Here is a 26,569-nt window from a genome sequence, read left to right as displayed (position 1 = left end):
GCAATGGCACGTCGCTTTTTTGGGACTGACGGAATTCGAGGCAAGGTCGGCGAAGCGCCGATCACGCCGGACTTTGTATTGCGCCTCGGCTATGCGGCCGGCAAGGTGCTGGCCGGCGCGGATCGCTGGGCAAAAACGGGCACGCGTCCCACCGTGCTGATCGGCAAGGACACACGCGTTTCGGGCTACATGCTCGAGGCCGCGCTGGAAGCGGGTTTTTCGGCGGCGGGTGTTGATGTGATGCTGGCCGGCCCGATGCCGACGCCCGGCATCGCGTATCTGACGCGGGCGCTGCGTCTGGCGGCGGGCGTCGTGATCAGCGCGTCGCACAATCCGTACTACGACAACGGCATCAAGTTTTTCTCCGCCGACGGCAACAAGCTGCCCGACGAAGTCGAATCGCAGATCGAAGAGCAACTCGACCAGCCGCTCGACTGCGCGGCGTCGGAGCGGCTCGGCAAGGCGCGCCGGCTCGATGACGCGGCGGGCCGCTACATCGAGTTCTGCAAGAGCACGTTCCCGGCGGCGTACGACCTGCGGGGCATGAAGCTCGTCATCGATTGCGCGCACGGCGCGGCCTATGACGTCGCGCCCCACGTTTTCCACGAACTCGGCGCGGACGTGATTCCGATCGGCGTCGCGCCGAACGGCTTCAACATCAACGACGGCGTCGGCGCGACCGCGCCTGACGCACTCGTGCGCGCGGTGCGGGCGAATCGCGCGGATCTCGGGATCGCGCTCGATGGCGACGCGGACCGCCTGCAGATCGTCGATTCGTCGGGCCGCCTCTACAACGGCGATGAGCTGCTGTACGTGCTCGTGCAGGACCGGATCGCGACCGACGGCAAGGTCGAAGGTGCAGTCGGAACGCTGATGACCAATCTGGCCGTCGAGGTCGCGCTCAAACAGACGGGCGTCAAGTTCGTGCGCGCGGCGGTCGGAGACCGTTATGTGCTTGAGCAGTTGCGCGAGCACGGCTGGCAGCTTGGCGCGGAAGGTTCAGGTCACATCCTCTCGCTGGACCGTCATTCGACCGGCGACGGCATCGTCTCGGCGCTGCTCGTGCTGGCCGCGATGCAACGCAGCGGCAAGTCGCTCGCCGAACTGCTCCACGGCGTGACGCTCTTCCCGCAGAAGCTGATCAACGTCCGGATGAAGCCCGACGCGGACTGGAAGAGCAATACAGCGATCCAGCAGGCCATCCAGGCGGCCGAAGGCGCGCTGGAGGGCAGTGGCCGCGTGCTGATCCGCGCCTCCGGCACGGAGCCGGTTCTACGCGTAATGGTCGAGGCACGACACGAGCGTGACGCGGTGCAACATGCTGAAGCGATCGCGGACGTCGTCAAGCAGGCCGCAACGTAAAACGTTCTCGTCAGGCCAGACAAAATCCGGCAAGGGGCCGCCCCCTTGCCGGACAGATTTTCAGTGATTCAACCCGGCTTCAACAGCCGGCCGCTGCGGATTCAGCATCACATCCGTGGCCCAAGCGCCGCCACGAACCCCCGCCACAGCCGCTGCCAGCCTTGCTTTCATCCCCGTAATCCCACTGTCACGTACGTTTCACGTAAAGTCACGTTACTGTCACAGAGAGACCCTATCCTTCGCGGTGTCGTGTAATCCGCTCACACCCTGGAGGTCTCAATGAAATTGATGCACACCGCGTTTGCTGGCATGGCTGGCGCGCTCTTCGCGATCGCAGCGCACGCCACCGATATCACCGGCGCGGGCAGCACGTTCGCAGCACCGATCTACACGAAGTGGGCTGACGCCTACGCGAAGACGGGCGGCGGCAAGGTCAATTATCAAGGTATCGGTTCGTCGGGTGGCGTGAAGCAGATCGTCGCGAAGACGGTCGATTTCGCCGGCTCGGACGCGCCGCTGAAGGACGACGAACTCGCGAAAGAAGGCCTGTTCCAGTTTCCGACGGTAGTCGGCGGTGTGGTGCCGGTTGTGAACATCCCGGGCGTGAAGCCGGCTGAACTGACGCTGTCGGGCGAAGTGCTCGGCGACATCTACCTCGGCAAGATCAAGAAGTGGAACGACCCGGCGATCGCTGCGCTGAACCCGAAGGCGAAGCTGCCGGATACCGACATCGCCGTGGTTCGCCGCGCCGATGGTTCGGGCACGAGCTTCATCTGGACGAACTACCTGTCGAAGGTCAACGCAGACTGGAAGGCGAAGGTCGGCGAAGGTTCGACGGTCAACTGGCCGACGGGTACGGGCGGCAAGGGCAACGACGGCGTCGCAGCCTTCGTGCAACGTCTGCCGGGCGCAATCGGCTACGTGGAATGGGCGTATGCGAAGCAAAACCACATGACGTACGTCGGCCTGAAGAACTCCGCTGGCACGGTGGTCGAGCCGCAAACGGAGACGTTCAAGGCCGCAGCGGCTGGCGCGGACTGGTCGAAGTCGTTCTACCAGATCCTGACGAACGAGCCGGGCAAGAATGCATGGCCGATCGTCGGCGCAACGTTCGTGCTGTTGCACACGACGCAGGACAAGGGGCCGCAAGGCACCGAAACGCTGAAGTTCTTCGACTGGGCGTTCAAGAACGGCTCGCAGGCTGCGAACGATCTGGACTACATCTCGCTGCCGGAATCGGTTGTGTCGGAAATCCGCACGCAGTGGAAGTCGAAGGTGAAGGACGCTTCGGGCAAGACGCTCGCGGAGTAAGCTGTATCGTCTGACGATGTGCCCGCCCGGCCTCGTGTGAGGCCGGGCGGTTTTGCAGTGATGGCTGTGGCGGCATCGTGCCGCGCAGCTTCAGGAATCACAGGCTCCCAAGGCTGACATGTCCGACCTTCCTCTCGCATCTGGCACGCCTCAGGCCAGCGCGCCCCGTTCGAATCCGCCTGGCAGCACAGCGCAGAAAGCGCCCAGTCGCGCCGGCGATGTCATTTTTGGCGGCCTCACCCGTGCCGCCGCTATCGTCACGTTATTGCTGCTCGGTGGCATTATCGTGTCGCTGATCGTGGCTTCGATGCCCACGATCCAGAAATTCGGCCTGAGCTTCCTCTGGACCTCCGACTGGGATCCACCCAGCGAGAAGTTCGGCGCGCTCGTTCCGATTTACGGCACGATCGCCACGTCGATCATTGCCCTGATCATCGCGGTGCCGGTGAGCTTTGGTATCGCACTGTTCCTGACTGAACTCTCGCCCGCATGGCTGCGCCGGCCGCTCGGCATCGCGATCGAACTGCTCGCCGCGATTCCGTCGATTGTGTACGGCATGTGGGGTCTGCTGATTTTCTCGCCGATCTTTGCCGAATACTTCGAAAAGCCGCTCGGCCATCTGCTAGGCGGTATTCCGTACGTCGGCGCGCTCTTCAGCGGCCCGCCGATCGGCATCGGCATCCTGTGTGCCGGCGTGATTCTCGCGATCATGATCATTCCGTACATCGCATCGGTGATGCGCGACGTGTTCGAAGTCACGCCCGTGCTGCTGAAGGAATCGGCGTACGGCATCGGCTGCACCACGTGGGAAGTGATGTGGAAGATCGTCCTGCCGTTCACGAAGAGCGGTGTGATCGGCGGCGTGATGCTCGGTCTCGGTCGCGCGCTCGGTGAAACGATGGCCGTCACGTTCGTGATCGGCAACACCAATCTGCTCGATAACGTGTCGCTCTTTTCGCCGGGCAACAGCATTACGTCCGCGCTTGCCAACGAGTTCGCCGAAGCGAGCCCGGGGCTGCATACGGCCGCGTTGATGGAACTCGGCCTGATTCTGTTCGTGATCACGTTTATCGTGCTGGCGATCTCGAAGCTCATGCTGCTTCGCCTCGAAAAAGCGGAGGGCGCGAAATGAGCCAGCCCCTGAATATGCCGGGTTCGACCGATGACGTCGCGCTCGAAGCGATGCGCAATCGCCTGCAGCGCCGCCGCCGCGGGACCAATGCGGTCGCGCTGACGCTCTCGCTGGGTGCAATGGCGTTCGGCCTGCTGTGGCTCATCTGGATTCTGTACACGACGCTGCGTCTCGGCATCGGCGGCCTGTCGGTGGAACTCTTCACGCAGTCGACACCGCCCCCGAATACCGATGGCGGCGGTCTCGCGAACGCGATCGTCGGCAGCCTGATGCTGGTGCTGCTCGCCACCTTCATCGGCACGCCGATCGGCATTCTGGCTGGCGTCTATCTCGCGGAATACGGTCAGAAGGGCTGGCTTGCGGGCATCACGCGCTTCATCAACGACATCCTGCTGTCGGCGCCTTCGATTGTTGTCGGCCTCTTCGTGTACGCGCTGATGGTCGCGAAACTCGGGCATTTCAGCGGCTGGGCCGGTGTGGTTGCGCTCGCGCTGCTGCAGATTCCGATCGTGATCCGCACAACCGAAAACATGCTGAAGCTGGTGCCGAACGCGTTGCGCGAAGCCGCCTTCGCACTCGGCACGCCGAAGTGGAAGATGGTGATGTCGATCACGCTGAAGGCGTCGATCGCGGGCATCGTGACGGGCGTGTTGCTGGGCGTCGCGCGGATTGCCGGTGAAACAGCGCCGCTGCTCTTCACAGCGCTGTCGAACCAGTTCTTTACGTGGAACATGAACCAGCCGGTTGCCAACCTGCCCGTCACGATCTTCAAGTTCGCGATGAGCCCGTTTGCGCAATGGCAATCGCTCGCATGGGCGGGTGTGTTCCTGATCACGCTCGGGGTGCTCGGTCTGAACATCCTCGCGCGTACGGTCTTCTCGAACAAGTAATGAGTTACGGCGGAGTCATCCGATGAATATGGCAGAAAGTCACATCAACACCGCCGCGCGTGCCGCGGCACCCGCCGGCTCCGGTCCCGTAGAGGGCGACGGTGCGCTCGCGCCGGCCGCGCCGAAGATCGAGGTCAACGACCTGAACTTCTTCTACGGCAAGTACCACGCGCTGAAGAACATCAACCTGCGCATTCCAGAAGGCAAGGTGACCGCGTTCATCGGCCCGTCGGGTTGCGGCAAGTCCACGCTGCTGCGCACGTTCAACAAGATGTATGCGCTGTATCCGGAGCAGCGCGCGGAAGGCGAAATCCTGATGGACGGCGAAAACCTGCTGACGTCAAAACGCGATATCTCGCTGCTGCGCGCACGTATCGGCATGGTGTTCCAGAAGCCGACGCCGTTCCCGATGTCGATCTACGACAACATCGCGTTTGGCGTGAAGATGTTCGAATCGCTGTCGCGTTCGGAAATGGACGACCGCGTGGAATGGGCGCTGACGAAAGCGGCGCTGTGGAACGAAGTGAAGGACAAGCTGGGCCAGAGCGGCTACGGTCTGTCGGGAGGCCAGCAGCAGCGTCTGTGTATCGCGCGCGGCATTGCGATCCGTCCGGAAGTGCTGCTGCTCGACGAGCCGTGCTCGGCGCTTGACCCGATCTCGACGGGCCGTATCGAAGAACTGATCGCGGAACTGAAGAGCGACTACACGGTGGTGATCGTCACCCACAACATGCAGCAGGCTGCGCGTTGTTCGGACTACACTGCCTATATGTACCTTGGCGAACTGATCGAATTCGGCGACACCGAAAAGATCTTCATCAAGCCGGTCCGCAAGGAAACGGAAGACTACATTACCGGTCGCTTCGGCTGATCCCGTAGCGTACGCCGCAGTCAAAGCGCAGCACAAGAGCGCGACGCAACGCGCACCAGGAGCAAGACATGTCCGACAAACACCTTTCCAGCCAGTTCGACGCCGATCTGAACCTCGTTTCATCGAAGGTGCTCGAAATGGGCGGCCTTGTTGAATCGCAGATCGTGAAGGCGATGGAAGCGCTGAACAACTTCGACCTCGATATCGCCGAGCAGGTGATCGCGGCCGAGGAGCGCCTGAACAAGATGGAAGTCGATATCGACGAAGAGTGCAGCAACATCATCGCGCGCCGTCAGCCGGCAGCACGTGACCTGCGTCTTCTGATCGCGATTTCGAAGACCATCACGAATCTCGAACGCGCCGGCGACGAAGCCGAAAAGATCGCGAAGCGCACGAAGCGTCTGATGGAAGACGGCGCATCGCGCACGATCAACATCGCCGAAATAAAGCTGTCGGGCGAAATGGCCGTCACCATCCTGCGCCGCGCGCTCGATGCGTTCGCGCGCCTCGACACGGTGGCCGCCGCGCAGATCGTGCGCGACGACAAGGCGATCGACGAGGAATTCCGCGCGTTCGTACGCAAGCTGATTTCATACATGACGGAAGATCCGCGCTCGATTTCGGTCGGCCTCGATTTTCTGTTCATCGCGAAGGCGATCGAGCGGATCGGCGACCACGCGAAGAACATCGCCGAATTCATCATTTACATCGTGAAGGGTACGGACGTGCGACACAAGTCGCGCGACGCGCTCGAACGCGAAGCGCTTAGCTAACCCCGTCACAAGGATACCGAGGTGCCGATGCCCAGCAGCATTCTCGTCATTGAAGACGAGCCCGCTATTTCCGAACTGATTTCGGTGAATCTCCAGCACGCGGGACATTGCCCGATCCGCGCTTACAACGCAGAGCAGGCGGCGAATCTGATCAGCGATGTGCTGCCCGATCTCGTCCTGCTCGACTGGATGTTGCCGGGCAAGTCGGGCATCGCCTTCGCACGCGACCTGCGCAACAACGAGCGCACGAAGCACATTCCGATCATCATGCTGACCGCCCGCGGCGATGAGCAGGACAAGGTGCTCGGCCTCGAAATCGGCGCCGACGACTACGTCACCAAGCCGTTCTCGCCGAAGGAACTGATGGCGCGGATCAAGGCCGTGCTGCGCCGTCGCGCGCCGCAGCTCACCGAAGATCTCGTCGCGATCAACGGTCTCAAGCTCGATCCGGCGACGCATCGCGTAGCCGCGCATGCCGAAGGCAGCGAGATCAAGCTTGACCTCGGTCCGACCGAATTCCGTCTGCTGCATTTCTTCATGACACATCCGGAGCGCGTGCATAGCCGTACGCAACTGCTCGATCAGGTGTGGGGCGATCATGTGTTCGTCGAAGAACGCACAGTCGATGTGCACATCAAGCGCCTGCGCGCGGCACTCAAGCCGGCAGGGTGCGATGCTATGATTGAAACGGTGCGCGGCAGCGGTTACCGGCTTGCGAAAAGCGCCTGACAGTCGCGCGTGACGGGTAGAATCCCGGGCACGCCGGCAGTCACGTGCAGCGCTGCGAGGGTTCCTTCGCGGCGCGCCTGAACCTCTCTTCGATCGGTAGAACATGAACGTCATCTGGGCGCGCTCCATCGTGTCGCTGGTGCTGCTCGCGATCGCATGTGCAGGCGTTGGCATGCTCGTGAACGTGAACGCGGCACTGATCCTCGCGGTTATCGTGCTTGGCGCGCAAACGTGCTTCAGCACGTTCCACAAGCAGCGTCTGTGGCGTCTGCTCGACGCGCCCGTATATGGCGAGGTGCCGAGCGCACCGGGCGTCTGGGGCGAAATCTATTACCGGCTGCACAAGCTCGCCAAGCGCTGGCATGCGCAGGTGCGTCAGGTCGAGCAGCAGCATTCGCGTTTTATCCAGGCCATTCAGGCGTCGCCAAACGGCGTCGCGATGCTCGACGATCACGATCAGATCGAGTGGTGCAACGCAATTTCCGAACTCCATTTCGGTCTCGACGCGAAGCGCGATCTGCGCCAGCACATCACACACCTCGTGCGTCAGCCGGAGTTCGTCAAATACCTGAACTCGCATCTCTATGACGAGATGCTGATCATGCGCGGCATGGGCGAGAAGCGGCAGAACGTGCTTTCCGTGCAGGTGTTTCCGTACGGCGAGAACCGCAAGCTCGTACTCTCACAGGACATTACCGAACTCGAACGGACCGACGCAATGCGGCGCGATTTCGTTGCGAACGTGTCGCACGAACTGAAAACGCCGCTTACCGTGCTCTCGGGCTTTCTCGAGACAATGCGCGAGTTGCCGCTCTCCGAGGCCGAGCGTTCGCGCTATCTGGAACTGATGGAGCAGCAGGCCTTGCGCATGCGGCATATCGTGAGCGACCTGCTGGTGCTCGCCACGCTTGAAGGCGATAACAAGCCGCCCAGCGAGCAGATGGTCGACATGCGTGCGGTGATCCGTCACATACAGGACGACGCGGAAAACCTGTCGGGCGATCGGCACATCATCACGTTCAATGTGGACGAAGGGCTCACAGTCACGGGCGTCGAAACGGAAATCCTGAGCGCGCTCGGCAATCTCGTGACGAACGCGATCCGCTACACGCCGGACGGCGGCAAGATTCACGTCGACTGGCGGCCGATGGGCGGCACTGCGGTGTTTTCCGTCACCGATAGCGGCCTGGGCATTCCCGCATCCGATATTCCGCGCCTGACGGAGCGGTTCTATCGTGTCGATCGCAGCCGCTCGCGCGATACGGGAGGCACGGGCCTTGGCCTTGCCATCGTCAAGCACGTGCTGCAACGGCACGATGCGCAACTGGAAGTGAAAAGCGAAGTGGGGCGCGGCAGTACGTTCACGGTGCGCTTTCCGGTGTCGCGCACGGCGCGGCGGCAGCCCGCGCCGGCCTGAAACGAAGGCAGCGTTGTCGCTCAGGCGCTGCCTTCACACATGCTACGAGCAGAAGCGCGTCAGCAGGCTCATCTGTGCATTGCGCGACGATTTCCCCGGCCGGCGCCGACGATAGTGACCGTCGCTTTGCATCAGCCATGCGGTCTGGTTATCGCCGAGAAACGCCGACAGACCTTCTGCAATCACACGCCGCTTCAGACGCCGGTTGTTGACCGGAAACGCCACTTCAACCCGACGGAAGAAGTTGCGATCCATCCAGTCGGCGCTCGACAGATAGACCTGTTCCTCGCCATTCGCATAGAAGTAGTAAATGCGATGATGTTCGAGGAACCGCCCGACAATCGAGCGCACCGTGATGTTCTCCGACAGCCCGGGCACGCCCGGCTGCAACGAACATACGCCGCGCACGATCAGATCGATTTTCACGCCCGCGCGCGACGCTTCGTACAGTTCCGCGATGACGGTCGGTTCCAGCAGCGCGTTCATCTTCGCGACGATGCGCGCCTTGCGGCCCGCGCGCGCGTGATCGGCTTCGGTGCGGATTGCTTCCACGAGCTTCGGATGCAGCGTGAACGGCGATTGCCATAGTTCATGCAGTTTCAGTTCGCCGCCGATACCTGTCAGTTGCTGGAAGACATGATGCACGTCTTCGCAGATTTTCTGGTCGGCGGTCATCAGGCCGAAGTCGGTATAAAGACGCGCCGTGCGCGGATGATAGTTGCCCGTGCCGAGGTGGGCATAGCGCTTGAGCGTCGACTTGCCGTTCATCGAGACGCGCCGCACGATCAGCATCATCTTCGCGTGACACTTGTGGCCGACCACGCCATACACGACGTGCGCGCCCACGGCTTCGAGCTGCGACGCCCAGTTGATGTTCGTCTCTTCGTCGAAGCGCGCGAGCAGTTCGACGACCACGGTCACTTCCTTGCCGTTGCGCGCGGCCTGCATGAGCGCGTCCATCAGCGGCGAATCGGTGCCGGTGCGATAGATCGTCTGCTTGATCGCGACCACGTTCGGGTCTTTCGCCGCCTGCAGCAGCAGTTCGAGCACCGGCTGGAAGCTCTCGTACGGATGATGCAGCAGCACGTCGCCCTGATCGATTACGTCGAAAAGGGTGGCACTGCTGGCAATCTGCTTCGGCGTGGCCGGAATATGCGGGACGAACTTGAGATCGGGACGGTCGACCATCTCGGGCAACTGCATCAGCCGCACAAGATTGACCGGGCCGTCGACGAAATAGCAGTCTTTCTCGGAGAGGTCGCTTTCGTCGAGCAGACGGCGCGCGATATGCGGCGGCGTTTCCGCTGACACTTCGAGTCGCACCGCATTGCCGAGATGCCGCGCGGGCAGTTCACCCTGCAGCGCGACACGCAAGTTGGTGATTTCGTCTTCGTCGACGAAGAGTTCGCTGTTGCGCGTGATGCGAAACTGATTGCAACTGCGCACGATGAGGTTCGGGAACAGTTCGTTCACGAAGCGTTGCAGGAGCGAGCTGAGCAGCACGAAGCCGTGCGGATAGCCGGACAGTTCCTGCGGCATGCGCACGAGCCGCGGCAGCGCACGCGGCGCCTGTACGATGCCCATCATCGCCTGGCGGCCGAACGCGTCCTTGCCTTCCAGCTCGACGACGAAGTTCAGGCTCTTGTTCAGCACGCGCGGGAACGGATGTGCGGGATCGAGGCCGATTGGCGTCAGCACCGGCAGCAGTTCGTCGAAGAAGTAGTTGCGCGCCCATTCGGTCTGCGCCTCGTTCCACGCTTCGGTGCCGTGGAAATAGATGCCTTCTTCCTCAAGGGCGGTGAGCACGGTGTCGTGCAGCATCGTGTACTGGCGGTGCACGAGCTTCTGCGCGCGCTCGACCACGAGGTCGTACACGTGCTGCAGCGACATGCCATCGGGCGAGGGCGCGCCTGGGTTGTCGCGCATCTGCTCGTGCAGACCGGCCATCCGGACCTCGAAAAATTCATCGAGGTTGCTACTGGTGATACAGATAAAGCGCAGGCGTTCCAGCAACGGCACGGCGGGGTCCGCGGCTTGCGCCAGAACTCGCTCGTTGAAACCTAGAATGCCCAGTTCGCGATTCAGAAGAGGGTAGCGGATGGACATCGGCAGCGAGAATGGATTGTCGGTTGGTGACTCGAAAGGACGCTCGGAAATTCTCACAGTATGATGACGTTCTTATGACATTCACGAATGTCATAAATTCTACGCCGTATCGGGTCTCTGTCGTGAATTCGACCCAGTGTATATGGGACCATAGCGCACCCACAACCGCGAAGGGTGACACCGTGAGGACCAGTACGCTTAAAATGGCGTCTTTGAACAGCGCCGCAGCCAGCAAGGCCGCTGCGCTTGCGCGCATGGAGTCTGCTCAATCGATGGTCAATACGCCGCAACTCCTCGCCGCCGTGGACATGGGCTCGAACAGCTTCCGTCTGATCGTGGGTCGCGTGGAAGAAACCGAAGCCGGTAGCCAGATCTATCAGGTCGACGCGTTGCGTGAAGCCGTGCGCCTCGCGGCCGGACTGTCGCGCGACAAGATGCTCGACCGCGCCTCGCAGGTGCGCGGCTGGGACGCGCTGAAGCGTTTCGGCGAACGCCTGCGCGATTTTCATCCTGACCACGTTCGTGCCGTCGCCACCAACACGCTTCGCATCGCGAAGAATGCGGGTGAATTTCTGGGCGAGGCCGAAGCCGCACTCGGGTTTCCCATCGAAGTGATCGCGGGGCGTGAGGAAGCGCGTCTCATCTATGCGGGCGCAGCACACTCCGTGCCAGCGAGCGCCGGGCAACGGCTCGTGGTGGACATCGGCGGTGGCTCGACGGAATTCATCATCGGCTCGCACTACACGCCGATCCGCATGGAAAGCCTGTATATCGGTTGCGTGAGCCATAGCCGCGCGTTTTTTCCCGCAGGCAATGTCGACGATTACACGATGCGTCAGGCCGAACTCGCCGCGCGCCGCGAAATCCAGATCATTTCGAGCGACTACAAGCAGACCGGCTGGGACCAGGCGATCGGTTCGTCGGGCACGGCCCGCGCGCTGGCCGAACTCGTCGAAGCCAACAATTTCAACGATCCGGGCGTCACGCATGGCATTTCGCGCGGCGGCCTCGAAAAGCTCAAACGTGCGCTGATCAAGGCGGAGAACGTCAACCGGCTGAAGCTCGTCGCGCTGAAGGCCGACCGTGTTCCGGTGCTGGCGGGCGGTCTGTCGATCATGATCGCCGTGTTCGACGAGCTCGGCATCGACTACGTCGATACGACCGACGGCGCATTGCGTCTCGGCGTGCTGTACGACCTGCTGGGGCGCTCGCAGCACGAAGACATGCGTACGGTCACGGCGGAAGGCTTCATGCGCCGCTATGGCGTCGATCGTGCGCAGGCGGGGCGGATTGGCGAGCTGGCGGTGCGTTTCTACGACCAGCTTCAGGAAGACGATGACGAGCGCCGTGCGGAAAACCGCATGTTCCTCGGCTGGGCTGCTTCGCTGCATGAAATCGGGCTATCGATTTCACATAGCGCGTATCACAAGCATTCCGCGTATATCGCGAGCAACGCGGACATGCCCGGCTTTTCGCGCACAGACCAGGCGCGGCTCGCCGCGCTCGTGCTGGGTCACGCCGGCAAACTCGGCAAGCTCTCGCAGACGCGCGAAGTGGAGTGGCCGTTGCTGTTCTGCCTGCGGCTTGCGTCGCTGCTGTGCCGCCGCCGCGCCGACGTCGGTTTGCCTGGCATTCTGGTCGCGCAGGCGAACGGCGGCTATGAGGTGCGTCTGCCGAGCGAGTGGGTCGCGAACAATCCGCTCACCGACTACAGCCTGATTCAGGAAGCCGCGGAGTGGGAAAAGGTTGGGATTCCGTATCGCGTCGTTTATACGGACGATTGATTCAGGTAACACGTGTTTTATCGCGCAGGCGCGTGCGAAGCTTCAATTGCGATTGCAAAAATGGCAGACCATCACCGGTCTGCCATTTTTTTTGCGTGCTTTGCCTGGCGCGTGACCGACGCGCTCAGCGCGACAGCATATCGCCGAGGAAGTGCTTCGCGTAACGCGCGTTGATGTCCGACAGACGGAAGAGTGTGAGGAAGTCGGCCGTGTTGAAGTCAGGATCCCATGCCGGCGCGCCGCAGATTTTCGCGCCGAGGCGCAGATACCCTTTGACGAGCGGCGGCGGTGCGACGTCGACGCCGGTCTGGAGTTCGTCGACCGGCAGCGGCGTATGCGGGAACGCGCGATACTCCGGCGCGGTGAGCGCGTTCTCGCGCAGCGTGACGTACAGATTCGACGCGTAGCGTCCGCCGTCCGTCATCGAAACGCTTGCGCAGCCGAGCATCGTCTCGTAGCCGTTCTGCATCATGTAGGCGGCGAGCCCACCCCACAGCGACATGATGACCGAGCCGCTGCGGTAGTCGGGATGCACGCACGAGCGGCCCACTTCAACCATCTTCGAGCGCAGATGCGTGAGGCGCGACACATCGAATTCGCTTTCCGCGTAGAGGCGACCGATGCGCGCTGCCTGGTGCGGCGGCAGCACGCGATAGGTGCCGACAACTTTCAGCGTGTCGAGGTCGCGGACGAGCAGATGGTCGCAATATGAATCGAACGCGTCGACGTCGAGGCCGGCGGGGCCACGCAGATGCGCGCCCATTTCGTCGGCGAATACGCGGTAGCGCAAACGCTGAGCCTCGCGCAGTTCTTCGTCGGTCCAGGCCCAGGTGACGCGCAGACGATGCTGTGCGGTGACTGTTTCTTCCGCGCGCGGCAGACGGCGGCGCGGTTCGGACAGGATCGAAGCGAAAGGCAGGGTAGGCGTCGGCAGTTCTCGCATGGGGCGTTCCTGGTGAAAAAAGGAGGAGTCCGTTTTTTCGCCAATGTAGTAACGCCCGGTGACGCTCGCATGGCAAAGCGATGACGATTCGATGACGCGTCGTAAGCGCGTCGCGTGGAGTTTGTAGGGATCAGAGCAGATCCGGGCTCATCACGGCCCGCAGGACGACCTGTTCGTCGCCGGCGCGTTCGCGGTTTGTGAGCCACCACAGGCCGGCTTTTTTCACCGGCCAGCTCGTTGCATTGCCGGATAACAACAGTGCTGCGACCTGGCCGAGCGTCGGTTGATGACCGACGATCACGACAGTCGGCGCGATGCCTTCGGGCCAGCCGGCAGCGGCAAGCACATCGTTCGCGCGCCCGCCAGGCGCGAGTTCGCGCACGACGCGGTACTGGTCCGTCAGCGGCTCGACGGTTTGCACCGTGCGCACGGCGGGGCTGACGAGAATGACCGCGTCGTCGTCGAGGCGCGTGCGCAGCCATTTCGCGATGCCTTGCGCCTGCTTGCGGCCGCGGACGGTGAGTTGCCGCGCGAGATCGCTCGAGGCGGCGTCTTCGGCTTCGGCGTGTCGCCAGAGAATGAGATTCATCGTCGTCTCCTGTCGCATGCAGCGTGTTGCAGTCTTGAAGTAATCCGGCTGCGTCTCACGTGTTGCATATGCACGCGCCGTTACGTCTTGTTGTGACCTGTCGCGACTGTCGCACGTTCGCGCTGCGTGCGGCAAGCCGAACCTTCCCTGCGTCCGGCTGGATTAAAGATTGACGGGGTGTCGGGACCCCTATATAGTCTCGGATTCGTCGGAGCGTAGCGCAGCCTGGTAGCGCATCTGATTTGGGATCAGAGGGTCGAAGGTTCGAATCCTTTCGCTCCGACCAACGAATAGCAGCAACATGCATCACAAGAAAACCCGCGTGGCCGTCAGGCTTCGCGGGTTTTAGCTTTTTGTGGTGTGGGCCTGATGGTCTGTTGAACCTCTCTCAGAGTCTCCCCATCAACAGCAACACGATTACCACGATCAGAACGATGCCAAGCAACCCGGTTGGCCGATAGCCCCATTCGCGGCTGTGCGGCCATGTGGGAAGTGCGCCGATCAGCAGCAGGATCAGCACGATCAGCAGGATGGTTCCGATGGTCATTTCACGTCTCCTTGATACTGGCCGGGGAACATCGCGCCGCCGCAGATCCCGTGCCCCAGGGCACGGTGGCGAGGCGATCGAATGGCGTTGCGGATGGCCGGGAAGCCACTCCATGCTCCAGCTAGCAATCGATGTGCCAAACATGTGAATGGCGTGCCAGAGCCGCAGCAATGGGCTGCGGGCGTGCTCATTCCCCATCGACGACCTGTCGGTGAATCGGAGCATCGGTGTCTGCAGATTGTCAGGCGACGGCACTTCCTGCATGAGCCGGGTAACAAGGATGCGCGCGTTAACCCTCATTGATCGGCGTGCGCGCCTGAAGACGGAGAAGGGGCGAAACAATACCGGCTAGCAGGAGCCAGACGAAGAAAGTCGGGCGCACAGGCCGGCAAGGGCTGACGGGAAGAGACGAACGCCACGCAGGCCGCGCAGCAGCAAACCCGCGCCAGACAATGATGCACGCGCGAAGCGGGTCAGAAGATAGAACCGGTGCGCGCGGAAGAGAGCCTTCCGCGCGATGAGCCGACGCTCAACGTCTGCGGTGCAGACGGTCCAGCACGTGATGTCCAGCGAGCCAGTGATGCAGCATGCCTTCACCGCTGTGTTCGCGCCGATAGGTTCGCGATTCGAAGACCGATAGCGCAACCAGCACGAGCAAGCCGATAGCGAGGCCAATCAGCCCCGCGATTGATTCAGCGTCCATGGCAGCCTCCTTTGACGATTGCAGCCATGCGTACATAGTAGTCCAGCCATCGCGAAGCGGGGAGCCATTGTGCACTGCACGCATTCCGTCGGCGAAAACACGTTACAGGTAGACTGTCGGACCGTTCAACGATGTGCCGTATCGGCGCGTCTCACGTTTTCCGCTGCTTCCGAGAGTCCATGAATCGCACGATCCTGATTGCCCTGCTGTTGTCCGCCCTGACCGGGTGCGCAAGCGCCACCAACGACCATCACAAGACACCGCCCAAGGATCCGCAGGATTACCACGGCGTGCCGACCGACGACCGTCCACCTTCAATGCTCGATACGCCGGCGCCGTCCAGCGCGCCCGCCGTACCGAAGTAGGCGCGCGTAACTGTTTTCGTTGAACGCGGCCCGCTGGAGCCGGGTTAAACGGCGCCAGCGGGTGCGATGCCTGCCGCCACGCGCGGCAGGTAGCGCAGCAAGGTCGCGCCGCGCGCGAACATGAAAATGAGCAGGGCGATCCACAGGCCGTGATTGCCGAGCGGGCCCATCAGCGCCCACGATGCGAGCACGAACACGGTCAGCGACACGGCCATCGCCTTCATCAGTTCATGCGTGCGCGTCGCGCCGATGAACACGCCATCGAGCAGGAAGCCCCAGACCGAAATCACCGGCGACAGTGCAGCCCACGGCAGATACGTTTCCGCCGCGAGGCGCACGGCTGGCTGATCGGTCAGGCGCTCGACGATCCACGCACCGCCCGTCCAGTACGCGACCGAAAAACCGAGTGCGCCGAGCGTCGACCACAGCATCGTCACCTTGACGGACTGGCGGAACGCGCTGCGCTCGCGCGCCCCGATTGCCGCGCCGACGAGCGCTTCGGCCGCGTGCGCGAAGCCGTCGAGCCCGTACGCCATGAACGTCTGGAAATTGAGCAGCAGTGCGTTGGCGGCGAGCGTCGCGTCGCCCTGGCGCGCGCCGAGGTGCGCGAACCAGCCGAACGCGCCAAGCAGACACAGCGTGCGTACGAAGATGTCGCGGTTGATCGCGACGAGCCGTTTGAGCGCCGCCGCGTCGAGGAGCGCCGCGCGATCGGGTGCGGGCAACCCGCGTGGCCGCAGATGCCACATGAGCGCCGCGCCGAGCACGAAGCCGAGCGCATCGGCGGCGGCCGTCGCCGCGCCGATCCCGGCGATACCCCAGCCGAATCCGTAGACAAAGAGCAGTACGGCGACGATGTTCACCGCGTTGATAAAGACCTGTGTGACGAGTGCGAGGCGCACGCGCTGCGTGCCGAGCAGCCAGCCGAGCACGACGTAGTTCGCGAGTGCAAAGGGCGCCGCCCAGATGCGCGCATGGCAATAGACGCGGGCATGCAGCTGCACCGCGTCGCTGCCGCCAATCGCGCGCAACGCGTAGCCGATGAGCGGCACCTGCAGTGCCAGCACCGTGGCGCCGATCAAGAACGCCAGCATGAGCGCGCGGATGATGTTCATCCTCAGGCCCGCTGCATCGTTCGCACCGAACGACTGCGCGACGAGCCCGGTCGTCCCCATCCGCAGGAAGCCGAAACCCCAGAACACGAAGCTGAAAAAGAGGCCGCCGAGCGCAACGCCGCCAAGATATGACGCACTCTCCAGATGACCGGCGACGGCCGTATCGACCGCGCCGAGAATCGGCTGCGTCAGATTCGCAAGGACGATAGGAAAAGCGAGCGTGAGAACGCGGCGATGCCAGCGCACGGGGACGGCTTCAGCCGGCGCGCCGGGTGCAATGGCGTCAGCGCCAGCGATTGTCTCCGGTGCCGTTGCCGCAACGACACCGGGCTGCGCCGGCGCCGCATCGTGCGTGTCGTCCCTGGTGCTCAACCGCGTTCCTGCACGCAGACCCACGGCGAGACGACGACCGCCCACAGGTCCGGGTCGCGGGCTGCGAAGTCAGCGGCGGTGTCGGCCTGCACGCGTTCCACGAGACCCGCTGAGAGCCACTGCGTGACCTGCGCGGTGTCGTCGCTGGCGATGGCTTCGGCGACGCTCACGAGGTCGAGGTCGCGCACTACACGCAGCAGAATACCGCGTGCAAAGAAACGTTCGAGTTCGGGCCAGCCGATCTTCGCGGTTTCGGCGAGGAGTTTCAGATAGAGCGGGCTGTGGGTTGCGTCAGGGGAAGTCATGGGATATCGGGAAACAGGACTGGCGGCCGACACTATAAACCATCGTCACGACGCCGCTTTCGCACCGTCGTCGGGCGCCGCGTTGCGAGCCCGATAATTAACGTCGTTCTTTTATCTGCCATTTAAACAAATGCGATGCCGCCGACATTTAATCTGATCAATACAAAATGCACGGAAAACCGTAGAGTGCGCGATTGCATTTAGCCATTAAATTGATCAAAGAGTGCGTTGGCGCACCAAGGTTCAAACAGGCAGGTTATCGCAAAATAAATGACCTGCGACGCTTTTTGCAGTTGATTTCACCGGCCGTTTCGCGTCTGCCGCTGGACGGCGTAGAAGCAAGCCTGGTGCGGCCGTCGAGGCATATTGGCATGGTCATGGAAGAGGGTGAAAACCCCGCTGCGACGCAGCATTGCGGATGCTTCGGCTTGCTAAATTGAACGTGCCATGTTTGGCCCGGCGTCACTCAGTGCGCCGAGTAACACTATTCGCATAATTAATCGATTGCGTCGGTATAGGCGCGTTGCTAGATTTCGTTTCGGCGCATGGTGAACCGGTCCTTTGCCGATATGCGCCGAACCCCCGTTAGCCCGGCCTCGTGCCGGGCTCTTTTTTATTGCGCGATCCGGTAACGATCACGCGTGCGGGCATCACTGCTTGCAACGGATGACCATCGAGCGGTTCTTCACGTTCGCGCCGAAAATGCCTCCGAGCGAGCCGCCCGAGGTGGCGCCGTTGTCGACGTCTTTCGAGATCACGTCGTAGCCGTATGCGCCGCATGCTTCGCCGGCCTTCTTGTAGCATTCGCCCCAGCTTTCGCTGGCATCGCTGCCGCTGCAGTTGATCGCGAAGCCGGTTTCGCCGCTCGGCAGATAGGTGAGCGTCGATGAGGTGGAGCAGCCCGCGAGGCCCGCGAGTGTCAGGACGGCCAGTCCGGCCGCCATGGCGAGTGCGCTTTTCATCGCAGATTTTCCTGTTATCGGACGCAGCCGGTTGCCGCGTCCCTTGAGAATGGATCGTTCAGATACGCGCGGGGTTCCCCGCACACATCGCGGAGCCAGTGCAAGGCCGTTCAGGCTGACCTTTCATACATCTTTCATCGGGCGCGGCGAACGGGTCGCTGCGATGCACCTGACGACGCCCATCGCAGCAAACCCGATGCCTGTGCCGGGGTCAACGCGGGGGCAGCGAGCGGGCCGGGTCGATCGAACGGCTCTGGTAGCGCAGTTCGAAATGCAGCATCACGTGATCGCTGTCCGTGTCGCCCATTTCGGCGATCTTCTGGCCTTGCGAAACCGACTGGCCTTCCTTCACGACGAGCGCGCGGTTATGCGCGTAGGCGGTCAGATAATCGCTGTTGTGCTTGATGATGACGAGGTTGCCATAACCGCGCAGACCGTCGCCCGCATACACCACGGAGCCGGCGGCCGCCGCGACGACCGGTGTGCCGGACGCGTTGACGATGTCGATGCCCTTCGAGTTCGCGCCGTCGAAGCGACGCGTGACGTTGCCCTGCGCCGGCCACACGAGTGCGATCGTCGAAGCGGGCGTCGCCGTCGGCGCGGGTGCAAGCGCGGTCGTGCCGCGCGACGCCGTCGTGCCGGACGAAGCCTGCGCGCTACCCGAGCCTGCAGCCGTGCCGGCAGTCGCGGAATTGGCGGGCGGCACCACGCGCAGCACCTGGCCGGTTTCGATGGCGTCGGGATTGGTCAATCCGTTCCACCGCACGATGTTCTGTACGGACGTCCGGTTGCTGCGCGCAATGCCGGACAGCGTGTCACCCCGCTCGACACGATAGAACCCTGGCCCCACCGGAGCCGCCCCACATGCAGCGAGCACCGCGATCATCGAAACGCAGGCGAGCCGTCTGATTTTTGTATGCAACCTGGACCTCACAAAACGCTGTCGCGCGCCGATCCCCGATCACGCGCGCCAGTGGCAAAACGTCCGATTCTAACGGTTTTGCATTGCAGCACCCCGAAACGCTGCGAACCGTTCCATCGCGCTCAGCGGATCGCGGCGACGCTGATCCGCAGCGCGGCGCTCTCCGTCGCGCCTGGCGCGAGCCAGCGCAGGCCGAAGCCGTTATGGATGGCGTCGGGCAGTCCAAGCCACGGTTCCACGCAGTAGAAGTCGGATTCCGGCGCGAGCGTCCACGTCGTCACGGCGTACCAGGGAATCGAGCCGGGCCGCGTCAGGTCGATCGTGATGGTGCGGTTCAGCCCGGGCGCGACGATGCGCACCGGCCGCTCCGGCGTGCCGTCGAGCAGATGGAAGCGGTCGATAATGCGTGCGTCGTCGAGCGTGTACTGCGCAGCGCCTGGCTCCGCCGCGCTGATCGACGCGTCGGCCTGCTGGCGGCGGCGCTGTGTCGGCGGCAGTTCGAGCGTGGTTTCGCCGCGCTGTGTGTGCGGCAGCGCGAAGTAGAAGTGGTGGCCGGCGTACCAGGGCAGCGCGGTGTCGCCGGTGTTGGTGGTGGTGAGGATCACGTCGAGCGTGCCGGCGTCGGCGAGCCGGTAGATTGCCTCGAAGCGAAAACCGAACGGATACGCGGTGCGCGTGGCGTCGCTGTCGGTGAGCGTCATTGTGACGCCTTTGCCGTTCGCATCCAGTTGCGCGGCGAACGGCAGGTCGCGCGCGAAACCGTGCATCGGCAGGTCGCGCACGACGCCGCTGGCGTCGCGCCACCGCCCGATCTTGCCGTCGACGTAATGACGCGCGAGGAACGGAAACAGCAACGGGTTGCCGCCACGCACGCGGGCCGGGTCGTTCCAGTCGGCGTCGTCCGGCCACAGGATCACCTGTTTGCCGTCGATCTCCCACGACAGCAGGCGTCCGCCCGCCTGCGGCGCGATGCGAAGGAGGGACGTGCCCTGCGTGATTTCGAGGATGTCCTGATTCTGGAATTTGGCCATGGTCGACTTGAAGACGCGATAGGTTGAGTGAACAGGAGGGCGGCGCGCGCGCAGCCGGTGGACGATTTTGCGCTGCTTTGCGCTACGGGGAAACCCTTTCTCGGGAAATTGCGGGCGTGACCGCACGGACAGGCTTAAAGATAATCTGTTACGCGCGCCGGCCGACAGTCCGGCGGACTCACAGTTCTGGACGGAGGACGCATGGATCTCGCGATGGCAATGGGCGTAGCACTGATCGGCATGTTCGCCGGCAGCACGATCTACTTTTTCTACAAGGTGGAGCGCTAGCACGCGCCATTCGCCGGCCGGAGCGACACCTGCGTCGCAGCCGGAACCCGGCATGAATTCCCCCGGGGCCCGCTTTTGCGGGCCTTTTTCTTTCATCGGCTTTACAGATGTTTCGGGTTGTGACGCAGTGCGGCAAAAAACACGGGTATGTACGGTAAACCCTTGGCGGTGGCCGGGTCGCCAGGCATAATCGGGCGGCTTCCCTGCGCGGCAGATGCCATTCCGCGCAATGCTTACCCCTTGAGAGGATCGCCGCGTGAACTTGTGGTTTCTGATTTTTCTGAGCGTGTTGCAGGGCGTCACGGAGCTGTTTCCGGTCAGCAGTCTCGGTCATACGCTCCTCGTCCCCGCGCTGTTCGGCATGCACATCGACAAGCATGCGCCGCAGCTGCTTCCGTTCCTCGTCGCGCTTCACCTCGGAACGGCCTTCGCGCTCCTCTGGTACTTTCGCAGGCAATGGGTTGCGCTCGTCAGCGGCTTCGTGGGCTCGCTGCGCGGCCGGCGTAATGACGACGGCCACATGATGTGGGCGCTCATCATCGGGACGATTCCCGCGGGCCTCGTGGGTCTCCTTCTCGAAAAGCCGCTCGAGCGCGTGTTTCATGACCTGCGTATCGTTGCGTTCGCGCTGGTTGTGAATGGCGTGCTGCTGTGGTTCGGCGACCGGCTGCAGCGCACCCGCGTGCACCATGCGCCGGAAAAGCTCACGTTCCGCCAGGCATTCCTCGTCGGTCTCGCGCAGATCGGCGCGCTGATTCCGGGTTTCTCGCGCAGCGGCCTGACGATGATCGCGGGCGGCGCGGCCGGGCTCACGGCGGAAAAAGCCGCGGAGTTCTCGTTCCTGCTCGGCACGCCGATTATTTTCGCGGCGGGCCTGCTCGAACTGCCGAAGCTCTTCCATGCACCCGACCAGCTCGCCGATGCCCTGCTTGGCGGCGTGCTCACAGCAATCGCGGCGTATCTCAGCGTTCGCTTCCTGATGCGCTACTTTGAAGGGCGCGGCCGGCTGGCATCGTTCGGCGTGTATTGCGTCATCGCGGGGGCGCTGTGTCTCGGGTGGTTCCTGGTGCACGCGCAACCGGCCTGAAGGCGTAACGGCCCGCGTCGCCCGTGGTTCGCGTTTCGTGCATGCGGGCGCGACGGGCGGCTGTCACCGATGCGGTATAATTTGAGGCTTGGTCGAAGTCCGTGACCAGGTGTGGCCCACGCGGTCATTGCCTCCCCATAGTTCAACGGATAGAACACGGGTCTTCTAAACCTGAAATCGAGGTTCGATTCCTCGTGGGGGGGCCACCCGAATTCCAGACGCCTCCAGCGTCTGCCAGACAAACCCCGCAAGCGCTCGCGCTGCGGGGTTTTTGTTTTTCGCGATGACATGCGTTCGCGCTTTTGCAGTGCCGTGACCGTCTCGTTCGACGCCGTGTTGTTCCGCCGTTGCGTGCAACGGGATATTGACCAGGACGAGTGATATCCGGCTGCAAAAGGGAAGAGTATGAAAGTTCGGCGAGCTGCCGATTGACCGCAAGCCGGTCGGTCGATGCGCAGGCGCGCAACGAAGTGGAGATGAGGGATGTGGCCGCGTTCCCGCTGGCGTTTGTGGACGGCTACGGGTCCGCAGCGACTTGAATGCGCGAGCTTACGATTGAAGCATGAACGCGCAAAACATCAGGAGCAACACGAACGACGCCAGCATGCAGAGAAAGCCTGCGCGCGTGAGGATGCCGGGCCATTGCGGACGCGGCAGCACCTGAATGCCGAGCATGCCGCTCGCGGGCGCCGGGTCGCGCCGCATGACGATGGGCACGAGGGCGATGCTGATGAGCGTGAGAATGATGACGAAAAAGCGAAGTGCGATTGAGTAGTCCATGGCGGCAGGGGCTCGAAGATGCGCGTGCGGACCGGTGAGAGATGTGAATCGCATGCGCGTGGCGGATTCTTCGATGCTATTGATTGGCCCGAACAGGGCCAATCGGACGCGTCCGAAATAGCCGGCGCGAACGCGTAAGCGCCGCACATTGGTGCCGGTTCTGACGCAGCGGCGGCACATCGCCTCGTGCTATGCTTTTGAGGGTCAGCTCACGCGCCAGATGCGCGAGCGTTCCAGTCAGCCTTCAAGGAGAACACTCAATGTCGATGCGAAACCGAGCCCTGTTGTGCTGGGCGGCTGGTGGGTTGCTGCTCGCGGCTGCGGGCGGCGCACAGGCAGCGAATCTGGGCTTCCTGAACGACACGCCGATCAGCTATATGAAGCCGCGCGACAACGAATCGATCAAGAAGGCCGTCTTTCAGGCGCTCAACGACACGCAGGACGGCCAGACCGCGAACTGGAACAACGAGGGCACCGGTAACAGCGTCAAGATCGACGCGACGATGACCCCCGACCGGACCACGAAGGAAGGCGATCGCACGTGCCGCGCAATGGCAGTCGTACTGTCGGCCAAAGGGCAATCGATGAATCTGCATCCGCTCTTTTGCCGGCAGGGCAGCGGTGCATGGCAACTGCAGAAGCGTTGAGCGCGTCGATTGAACGCAGCGCCGGCGCTATTGGCCCTGTCGCGATGGCTTCAAGTGTGATGGCGCCATTGCGCTGCGCAGTGGCGCAATGACCGCGCGCGTCATTTCCTGCGGCGTCGTGCTGCTCGACGCCGCGGGCCGCGTACTGCTCGCGCATGCCACCGAAACCTCGCACTGGGACATCCCGAAAGGGCACGGCGAAGCGGGTGAGGCACCGCATGTCACCGCGTTACGGGAAATGGTCGAGGAGACGGGCATCGCACTCGCGCCCGAGCGGCTGAAAGACCTCGGACTTTTCGTCTACCGGCGCGACAAGGATCTGCATCTGTTCGCCGCGCGCGTGCGCGACGGGGAAGTCGACATTGAAAAGTGCACGTGCACATCGATGTTCCCGCGTCGCTCGGATGGCACGATGATTCCCGAAATGGACGCGTATCGCTGGACCGAACCCGATGAAGTCGACCGCTATGCGAGTCGCAGCCTGACACGGCTTTTCCAGACCACGCTTTCGCTCGCCGAACTGCACCGCACGCTCTGAACGTGCGCGTGTCCGGGTGGCGATGGTCTAGTCGAGCGCCTTGTCGTTCGGGTGCGCGAAGAGCTCCCGCATTTCCGCCGAGAGCGGGAAATTCAGGTTCGTCCCGTGCGGCGGAATCGGCTGCGTGAACCAGACGTTGTAGAGGCGTTCAGCGTCGCCCGAAGTCTGCATCCGCGAAATCACACCGTTGACGACATCGCGCATCGGCAGGTCGCCCTTGCGGAACATGCAGGCGTACGCCTCGTAGCCGAGGGGTGTGCCGGTGATCACGTAGTCTTCAGGGTGCGCTTCCGCCGCTTTCAGGCCATGTAGCAGCGGCTCGTCCATCACGAACGCAACCGCGCGGTCGGAGCGCACGGCGGCGAACGCCTCGGGATGATCGCGGGTCGCCGTGATGCGCATGTTGAGCTGCTTCTCGCTGTTCAGCTGACGCAGCAGCCGCTCGTCCGACGTGCCCGCCGTCGTCACCACCGATTTGCCCGCCAGATCCGCGAAATCGGAGATGCCGGACTTCCTGCGCGCGATCATACGCACCGCGTACTGGAAGAAGCTGTCCGAAAACGCCACCTGCGATTCGCGCTCGACAGTGTGCGTCGTCGAGCCGCATTCGAGGTCAATCTGGTTGTTGAGCAGCATCGGAATGCGGTTCGCCGGGGTGACGACGATCTCCCGCACTTTCAGGTCACGCACGCCCAAGGCTTTCCTGATTTCATCGACGATGCGCAGCGCGATGGTGTACGAATAGCCGACCGTGTGGCCTCCATCGGAGTAGGCGAACGGAATCGACGCTTCGCGCACGCCGAGCGTGATGACGCCGTCGTCGTGAATCTTCTTCAGCGTACCGGTCAGTTCATCGGCATGGACGGCGCACGCGAACGTAGCCGCCGCGGCGCATGCGATCAGCCGGAAACGGGCTGCGAACTTCATTGCTCCTCCGGGAGGGCGCGCGCCTTTTTGAAAGCGCGCGGCGCCGCAACGTCCTGTCGATGTTATGGGACGCACCGGTGCACGTTTGCGGTGGAAATCCGTGCATCGGGTCCCGGGTTCACGCACCCGGCGCTCAGTGGGCGCCAGGGTTACGCTGGCTTGCCCCAGCTGTCCCGCAAAGTCACGATACGGTTGAAGACCGGCTTTTCCGGTTTCGAATCGTAGCGGTCGGCAACAAAATAACCGTGCCGTTCGAACTGGAAACGCTGCTCCGGCTGCACGTTCTCCAGACCCGGCTCGAGGTACGCGTTGACGACGCGCTTCGAATCCGGATTCAGCGCTTCGAGGAAATCGCGGCCGCCGGCATCGGGCTGCGGTTCACGAAACAGACGGTCGTAAATGCGAACTTCAGCCGGCAGCGCGTGCGCGGCGCTGACCCAGTGGATGTTGCCCTTCACCTTGTATGTGTTCGCGCCTTCCGTGCCCGACTTGCTGTCCGGGAAGTAATTGCAATGCACGGCGATAATGTTGCCGTCGGCATCTTTCTCAGCGCCCGTGCATTCCACGACGTAGCCGTAGCGCAGCCGCACCCTGTTACCCGGGAACAGGCGGAAGTAGCCCTTCGGCGGCGTTTCGACGAAGTCGTCACGCTCGATCCACAGCTCGCGCGAAATCGGGAACGTGCGCGTGCCCATTTCCGGATGATGCGGATGGACAGGCGCGCTGCATGCTTCGGTCGTGCCTTCCGGGAAGTTATCGATGATCAGCTTCAGCGGGTCGAGCACGGCGGCGGTACGCGGCGCCTTGTCGTCGAGATCGTCGCGCAGCGCGCCTTCGAACACGCTCATGTCGATCCACGAATCGACCTTCGTGATGCCGATGCGCTCACAGAACAGCTTGATCGCGCCCGGCGTGAAACCGCGCCGGCGTACGCCCACGATGGTCGGCATGCGCGGGTCGTCCCAGCCCTCGACGTGGCCTTCGGTCACGAGTTGCAGCAGCTTGCGCTTGCTGGTGATCGCGTACGTGAGGTTCAGGCGCGAGAACTCGATCTGTTGCGGCAACGGGCGCGTGAACACGCCGGCGTCCGCGAGTTCGTTCAGGATCCAGTCGTAGAGCGGACGATGATCTTCGAATTCGAGCGTGCACAGCGAATGCGTGATGTTTTCCAGTGCGTCCGAAATGCAGTGCGTGTAGTCGTACATCGGATACACGCACCATGTGTCGCCCGTGCGGTAGTGATGCGCGAAGCGGATGCGGTAGATGACCGGATCGCGCATGTTGAAGTTCGGCGATGCCATGTCGATCTTCGCGCGCAGCACGTGCTCGCCCTCCTTGAATTCGCCGGCTTTCATGCGGCGGAAGAGGTCGAGGTTTTCCTGCGTCGTGCGCTCGCGGAATGGCGACGGCGTGCCCGGCTCGGTGGCCGAGCCGCGGTTCGCGCGCATTTCTTCCGCCGACTGGCTGTCCACATAGGCCTTGCCGCGCTCGATCAGCAGTTCGGCGAACGCGTACAGCTTGTCGTAGTAATCGCTCGCGTAATAGAGCTGCTCTTTTTCGTCCTTCGTCCATTCGAAGCCGAGCCACGTGACGGCGTCGATAATTGAATCGACGTACTCGACGCTTTCCTTTTCCGGATTCGTATCGTCAAAACGCAGATGGCAGACACCGCCGTAGCTGCTCGCGATGCCGAAATTCAGGCAGATGCTCTTCGCGTGGCCGATGTGCAGATAGCCGTTCGGTTCGGGCGGGAAGCGTGTTTCCACGCGCTGGCCCCACTTTCCGGTGCGGTTGTCGTCATCGATGATGTTGCGGATGAAATTGGATGCCGCGGGCGCTTCGTTGCGTTCGGTATTCATGCGTGATGGTGAAAGTCGTTCGAGGACGCGCAATGCGCCCGCTTATCTGTCAATTCTACCTGACGAGGCAGGCAGAGGCAGGCTTCATGCGGCACGCGGCCCGGATGAAGAGTTCGCCCGGACGCTGTTACAGCGTGCAACAGGAGGTAAAACGCGTTGTCCGCACGAATGCCGCCCGGCCAGAATGCGACCGTCGCGGCACAGGCCGCCTCGC

27 protein-coding genes and 2 tRNA genes are annotated in these 26,569 nt (G+C 62.7%); 16 read left to right on the top strand and 13 right to left on the bottom strand.

Going from position 1 to position 26,569, the window contains the following annotated elements; all coding sequences use genetic code 11:
- Nucleotides 1-3 precede the first annotated feature (3 nt).
- The 8 genes from glmM (at nt 4) to phoR (ending at nt 8,485) form a co-directional block, all read left to right on the top strand.
- Nucleotides 4-1,362, top strand: coding sequence for a phosphoglucosamine mutase (gene glmM, locus LPA36_RS17345; protein WP_228879127.1), 1,359 nt, complete (start codon nt 4-6; stop codon nt 1,360-1,362).
- 279 nt (nt 1,363-1,641) lie between these two features.
- Entirely contained in the window at nt 1,642-2,673 is a 1,032-nt protein-coding gene (pstS, locus tag LPA36_RS17340) for a phosphate ABC transporter substrate-binding protein PstS (RefSeq protein ID WP_228879124.1), read from the top strand.
- Nucleotides 2,674-2,791: 118 nt separating this feature from the next.
- Nucleotides 2,792-3,805 carry a phosphate ABC transporter permease PstC gene (pstC, locus tag LPA36_RS17335; protein WP_228879121.1) on the top strand — a complete coding sequence of 338 codons (1,014 nt, stop codon included), beginning with the start codon at nt 2,792-2,794 and terminating at the stop codon, nt 3,803-3,805.
- Nucleotides 3,802-4,695 carry a phosphate ABC transporter permease PstA gene (gene pstA / locus LPA36_RS17330; protein WP_228879119.1) on the top strand — a complete coding sequence of 298 codons (894 nt, stop codon included), beginning with the start codon at nt 3,802-3,804 and terminating at the stop codon, nt 4,693-4,695. The genes pstC and pstA overlap by 4 nt, the downstream gene beginning before the upstream one ends.
- 22 nt (nt 4,696-4,717) lie before the next feature.
- Nucleotides 4,718-5,566 carry a phosphate ABC transporter ATP-binding protein PstB gene (gene pstB, locus LPA36_RS17325; protein ID WP_228879117.1) on the top strand — a complete coding sequence of 283 codons (849 nt, stop codon included), beginning with the start codon at nt 4,718-4,720 and terminating at the stop codon, nt 5,564-5,566.
- Nucleotides 5,567-5,634: 68 nt separating this feature from the next.
- Nucleotides 5,635-6,339, top strand: a complete 705-nt coding sequence (phoU, locus tag LPA36_RS17320; RefSeq protein WP_228879114.1) for a phosphate signaling complex protein PhoU — start codon at nt 5,635-5,637, stop codon at nt 6,337-6,339.
- A 27-nt stretch (nt 6,340-6,366) separates the two neighbouring features.
- Entirely contained in the window at nt 6,367-7,068 is a 702-nt protein-coding gene (gene phoB, locus LPA36_RS17315; protein WP_228879101.1) for a phosphate regulon transcriptional regulator PhoB, read from the top strand.
- Between the two features lie 103 nt (nt 7,069-7,171).
- Nucleotides 7,172-8,485, top strand: a complete 1,314-nt coding sequence (gene phoR, locus LPA36_RS17310) for a phosphate regulon sensor histidine kinase PhoR (RefSeq protein WP_228879100.1) — start codon at nt 7,172-7,174, stop codon at nt 8,483-8,485.
- Nucleotides 8,486-8,527: 42 nt separating this feature from the next.
- On the opposite strand, the gene ppk1 is transcribed toward phoR, so the two are convergent.
- Nucleotides 8,528-10,591: a polyphosphate kinase 1 gene (gene ppk1, locus LPA36_RS17305; RefSeq protein ID WP_228879097.1), complete on the bottom strand. Its 2,064-nt coding sequence runs from the start codon at nt 10,589-10,591 to the stop codon at nt 8,528-8,530.
- Nucleotides 10,592-10,794: 203 nt separating this feature from the next.
- Between ppk1 and ppx the strand changes: the two genes are divergently transcribed.
- Nucleotides 10,795-12,375: an exopolyphosphatase gene (gene ppx / locus LPA36_RS17300; RefSeq protein WP_228879094.1), complete on the top strand. Its 1,581-nt coding sequence runs from the start codon at nt 10,795-10,797 to the stop codon at nt 12,373-12,375.
- Between the two features lie 124 nt (nt 12,376-12,499).
- On the opposite strand, the gene LPA36_RS17295 is transcribed toward ppx, so the two are convergent.
- Together LPA36_RS17295 and sixA are read right to left on the bottom strand one after the other, a co-directional pair.
- Nucleotides 12,500-13,318, bottom strand: coding sequence for a GNAT family N-acetyltransferase (locus LPA36_RS17295; RefSeq protein WP_228879093.1), 819 nt, complete (start codon nt 13,316-13,318; stop codon nt 12,500-12,502).
- A 130-nt stretch (nt 13,319-13,448) separates the two neighbouring features.
- Nucleotides 13,449-13,907: a phosphohistidine phosphatase SixA gene (gene sixA, locus LPA36_RS17290; protein ID WP_228879091.1), complete on the bottom strand. Its 459-nt coding sequence runs from the start codon at nt 13,905-13,907 to the stop codon at nt 13,449-13,451.
- Nucleotides 13,908-14,116: 209 nt separating this feature from the next.
- Between sixA and LPA36_RS17285 the strand changes: the two genes are divergently transcribed.
- Nucleotides 14,117-14,193: transfer RNA gene (locus tag LPA36_RS17285), tRNA-Pro, on the top strand.
- A gap of 102 nt (nt 14,194-14,295) precedes the next feature.
- Here the strand turns inward: LPA36_RS17285 and LPA36_RS17280 are convergent.
- On the bottom strand, nt 14,296-14,454 hold the full coding sequence (locus tag LPA36_RS17280; RefSeq protein ID WP_228879088.1) for a DUF3309 family protein: 159 nt from the start codon (nt 14,452-14,454) through the stop codon (nt 14,296-14,298).
- Between the two features lie 529 nt (nt 14,455-14,983).
- A complete protein-coding gene (locus tag LPA36_RS17275) occupies nt 14,984-15,157 on the bottom strand; it encodes a hypothetical protein (RefSeq protein WP_228879086.1) in 174 nt (57 codons plus the stop codon).
- 179 nt (nt 15,158-15,336) lie between these two features.
- Here LPA36_RS17275 and LPA36_RS17270 point away from each other — a divergent pair, with 179 nt between their 5' ends.
- On the top strand, nt 15,337-15,522 hold the full coding sequence (locus LPA36_RS17270) for a hypothetical protein (RefSeq protein ID WP_228879081.1): 186 nt from the start codon (nt 15,337-15,339) through the stop codon (nt 15,520-15,522).
- Between the two features lie 44 nt (nt 15,523-15,566).
- Here the strand turns inward: LPA36_RS17270 and LPA36_RS17265 are convergent, their stop codons facing one another.
- A complete protein-coding gene (locus tag LPA36_RS17265) occupies nt 15,567-16,934 on the bottom strand; it encodes an MATE family efflux transporter (RefSeq protein WP_407674303.1) in 1,368 nt (455 codons plus the stop codon).
- Between the two features lie 71 nt (nt 16,935-17,005).
- The gene (locus LPA36_RS17260; RefSeq protein WP_228879076.1) at nt 17,006-17,314 is read right to left on the bottom strand and encodes a DUF2288 domain-containing protein; all 309 of its coding nucleotides are present in this window, start codon (nt 17,312-17,314) and stop codon (nt 17,006-17,008) included.
- A 194-nt stretch (nt 17,315-17,508) separates the two neighbouring features.
- On the opposite strand from LPA36_RS17260, the gene LPA36_RS17255 reads away from it, so the two are divergent.
- On the top strand, nt 17,509-17,754 hold the full coding sequence (locus LPA36_RS17255; RefSeq protein ID WP_228879073.1) for a hypothetical protein: 246 nt from the start codon (nt 17,509-17,511) through the stop codon (nt 17,752-17,754).
- A 210-nt stretch (nt 17,755-17,964) separates the two neighbouring features.
- Here the strand turns inward: LPA36_RS17255 and LPA36_RS17250 are convergent, their stop codons facing one another.
- From LPA36_RS17250 to LPA36_RS17240, 3 genes are all read right to left on the bottom strand, one after another.
- On the bottom strand, nt 17,965-18,276 hold the full coding sequence (locus LPA36_RS17250; protein ID WP_228879071.1) for a hypothetical protein: 312 nt from the start codon (nt 18,274-18,276) through the stop codon (nt 17,965-17,967).
- 211 nt (nt 18,277-18,487) lie between these two features.
- The gene (locus LPA36_RS17245) at nt 18,488-19,162 is read right to left on the bottom strand and encodes a peptidoglycan DD-metalloendopeptidase family protein (protein ID WP_228879724.1); all 675 of its coding nucleotides are present in this window, start codon (nt 19,160-19,162) and stop codon (nt 18,488-18,490) included.
- Nucleotides 19,163-19,320: 158 nt separating this feature from the next.
- Entirely contained in the window at nt 19,321-20,229 is a 909-nt protein-coding gene (locus tag LPA36_RS17240; protein WP_228879722.1) for an aldose epimerase family protein, read from the bottom strand.
- A 544-nt stretch (nt 20,230-20,773) separates the two neighbouring features.
- Between LPA36_RS17240 and LPA36_RS17235 the strand changes: the two genes are divergently transcribed.
- Both LPA36_RS17235 and LPA36_RS17230 read left to right on the top strand, forming a co-directional pair.
- Nucleotides 20,774-21,604 (top strand): undecaprenyl-diphosphate phosphatase, encoded by an 831-nt coding sequence (locus LPA36_RS17235; RefSeq protein WP_228879069.1) that lies wholly within the window; start codon nt 20,774-20,776, stop codon nt 21,602-21,604.
- A 131-nt stretch (nt 21,605-21,735) separates the two neighbouring features.
- A tRNA-Arg gene (locus LPA36_RS17230) sits at nt 21,736-21,810 on the top strand.
- A 343-nt stretch (nt 21,811-22,153) separates the two neighbouring features.
- Here the strand turns inward: LPA36_RS17230 and LPA36_RS17225 are convergent.
- Entirely contained in the window at nt 22,154-22,384 is a 231-nt protein-coding gene (locus LPA36_RS17225; RefSeq protein WP_228879066.1) for a hypothetical protein, read from the bottom strand.
- A gap of 260 nt (nt 22,385-22,644) precedes the next feature.
- Between LPA36_RS17225 and LPA36_RS17220 the strand changes: the two genes are divergently transcribed.
- Nucleotides 22,645-23,031: a hypothetical protein gene (locus LPA36_RS17220; RefSeq protein ID WP_228879063.1), complete on the top strand. Its 387-nt coding sequence runs from the start codon at nt 22,645-22,647 to the stop codon at nt 23,029-23,031.
- An 88-nt stretch (nt 23,032-23,119) separates the two neighbouring features.
- Nucleotides 23,120-23,569, top strand: a complete 450-nt coding sequence (locus LPA36_RS17215) for an NUDIX hydrolase (RefSeq protein WP_228879060.1) — start codon at nt 23,120-23,122, stop codon at nt 23,567-23,569.
- Nucleotides 23,570-23,596: 27 nt separating this feature from the next.
- Here LPA36_RS17215 and LPA36_RS17210 read toward each other — a convergent pair whose 3' ends face one another.
- Together LPA36_RS17210 and LPA36_RS17205 are read right to left on the bottom strand one after the other, a co-directional pair.
- Nucleotides 23,597-24,496 (bottom strand): transporter substrate-binding domain-containing protein, encoded by a 900-nt coding sequence (locus LPA36_RS17210; RefSeq protein WP_228879056.1) that lies wholly within the window; start codon nt 24,494-24,496, stop codon nt 23,597-23,599.
- 149 nt (nt 24,497-24,645) lie between these two features.
- On the bottom strand, nt 24,646-26,355 hold the full coding sequence (locus LPA36_RS17205; protein WP_228879054.1) for a glutamine--tRNA ligase/YqeY domain fusion protein: 1,710 nt from the start codon (nt 26,353-26,355) through the stop codon (nt 24,646-24,648).
- Between the last annotated feature and the right edge of the window lie 214 nt (nt 26,356-26,569).

The sequence above is a fragment of the Paraburkholderia saeva genome (genome assembly GCF_907164555.1).
In the GTDB taxonomy this organism is placed as follows: domain Bacteria; phylum Pseudomonadota; class Gammaproteobacteria; order Burkholderiales; family Burkholderiaceae; genus Paraburkholderia; species Paraburkholderia saeva.
This window is presented reverse-complemented; position numbering and strand designations above follow the sequence as displayed.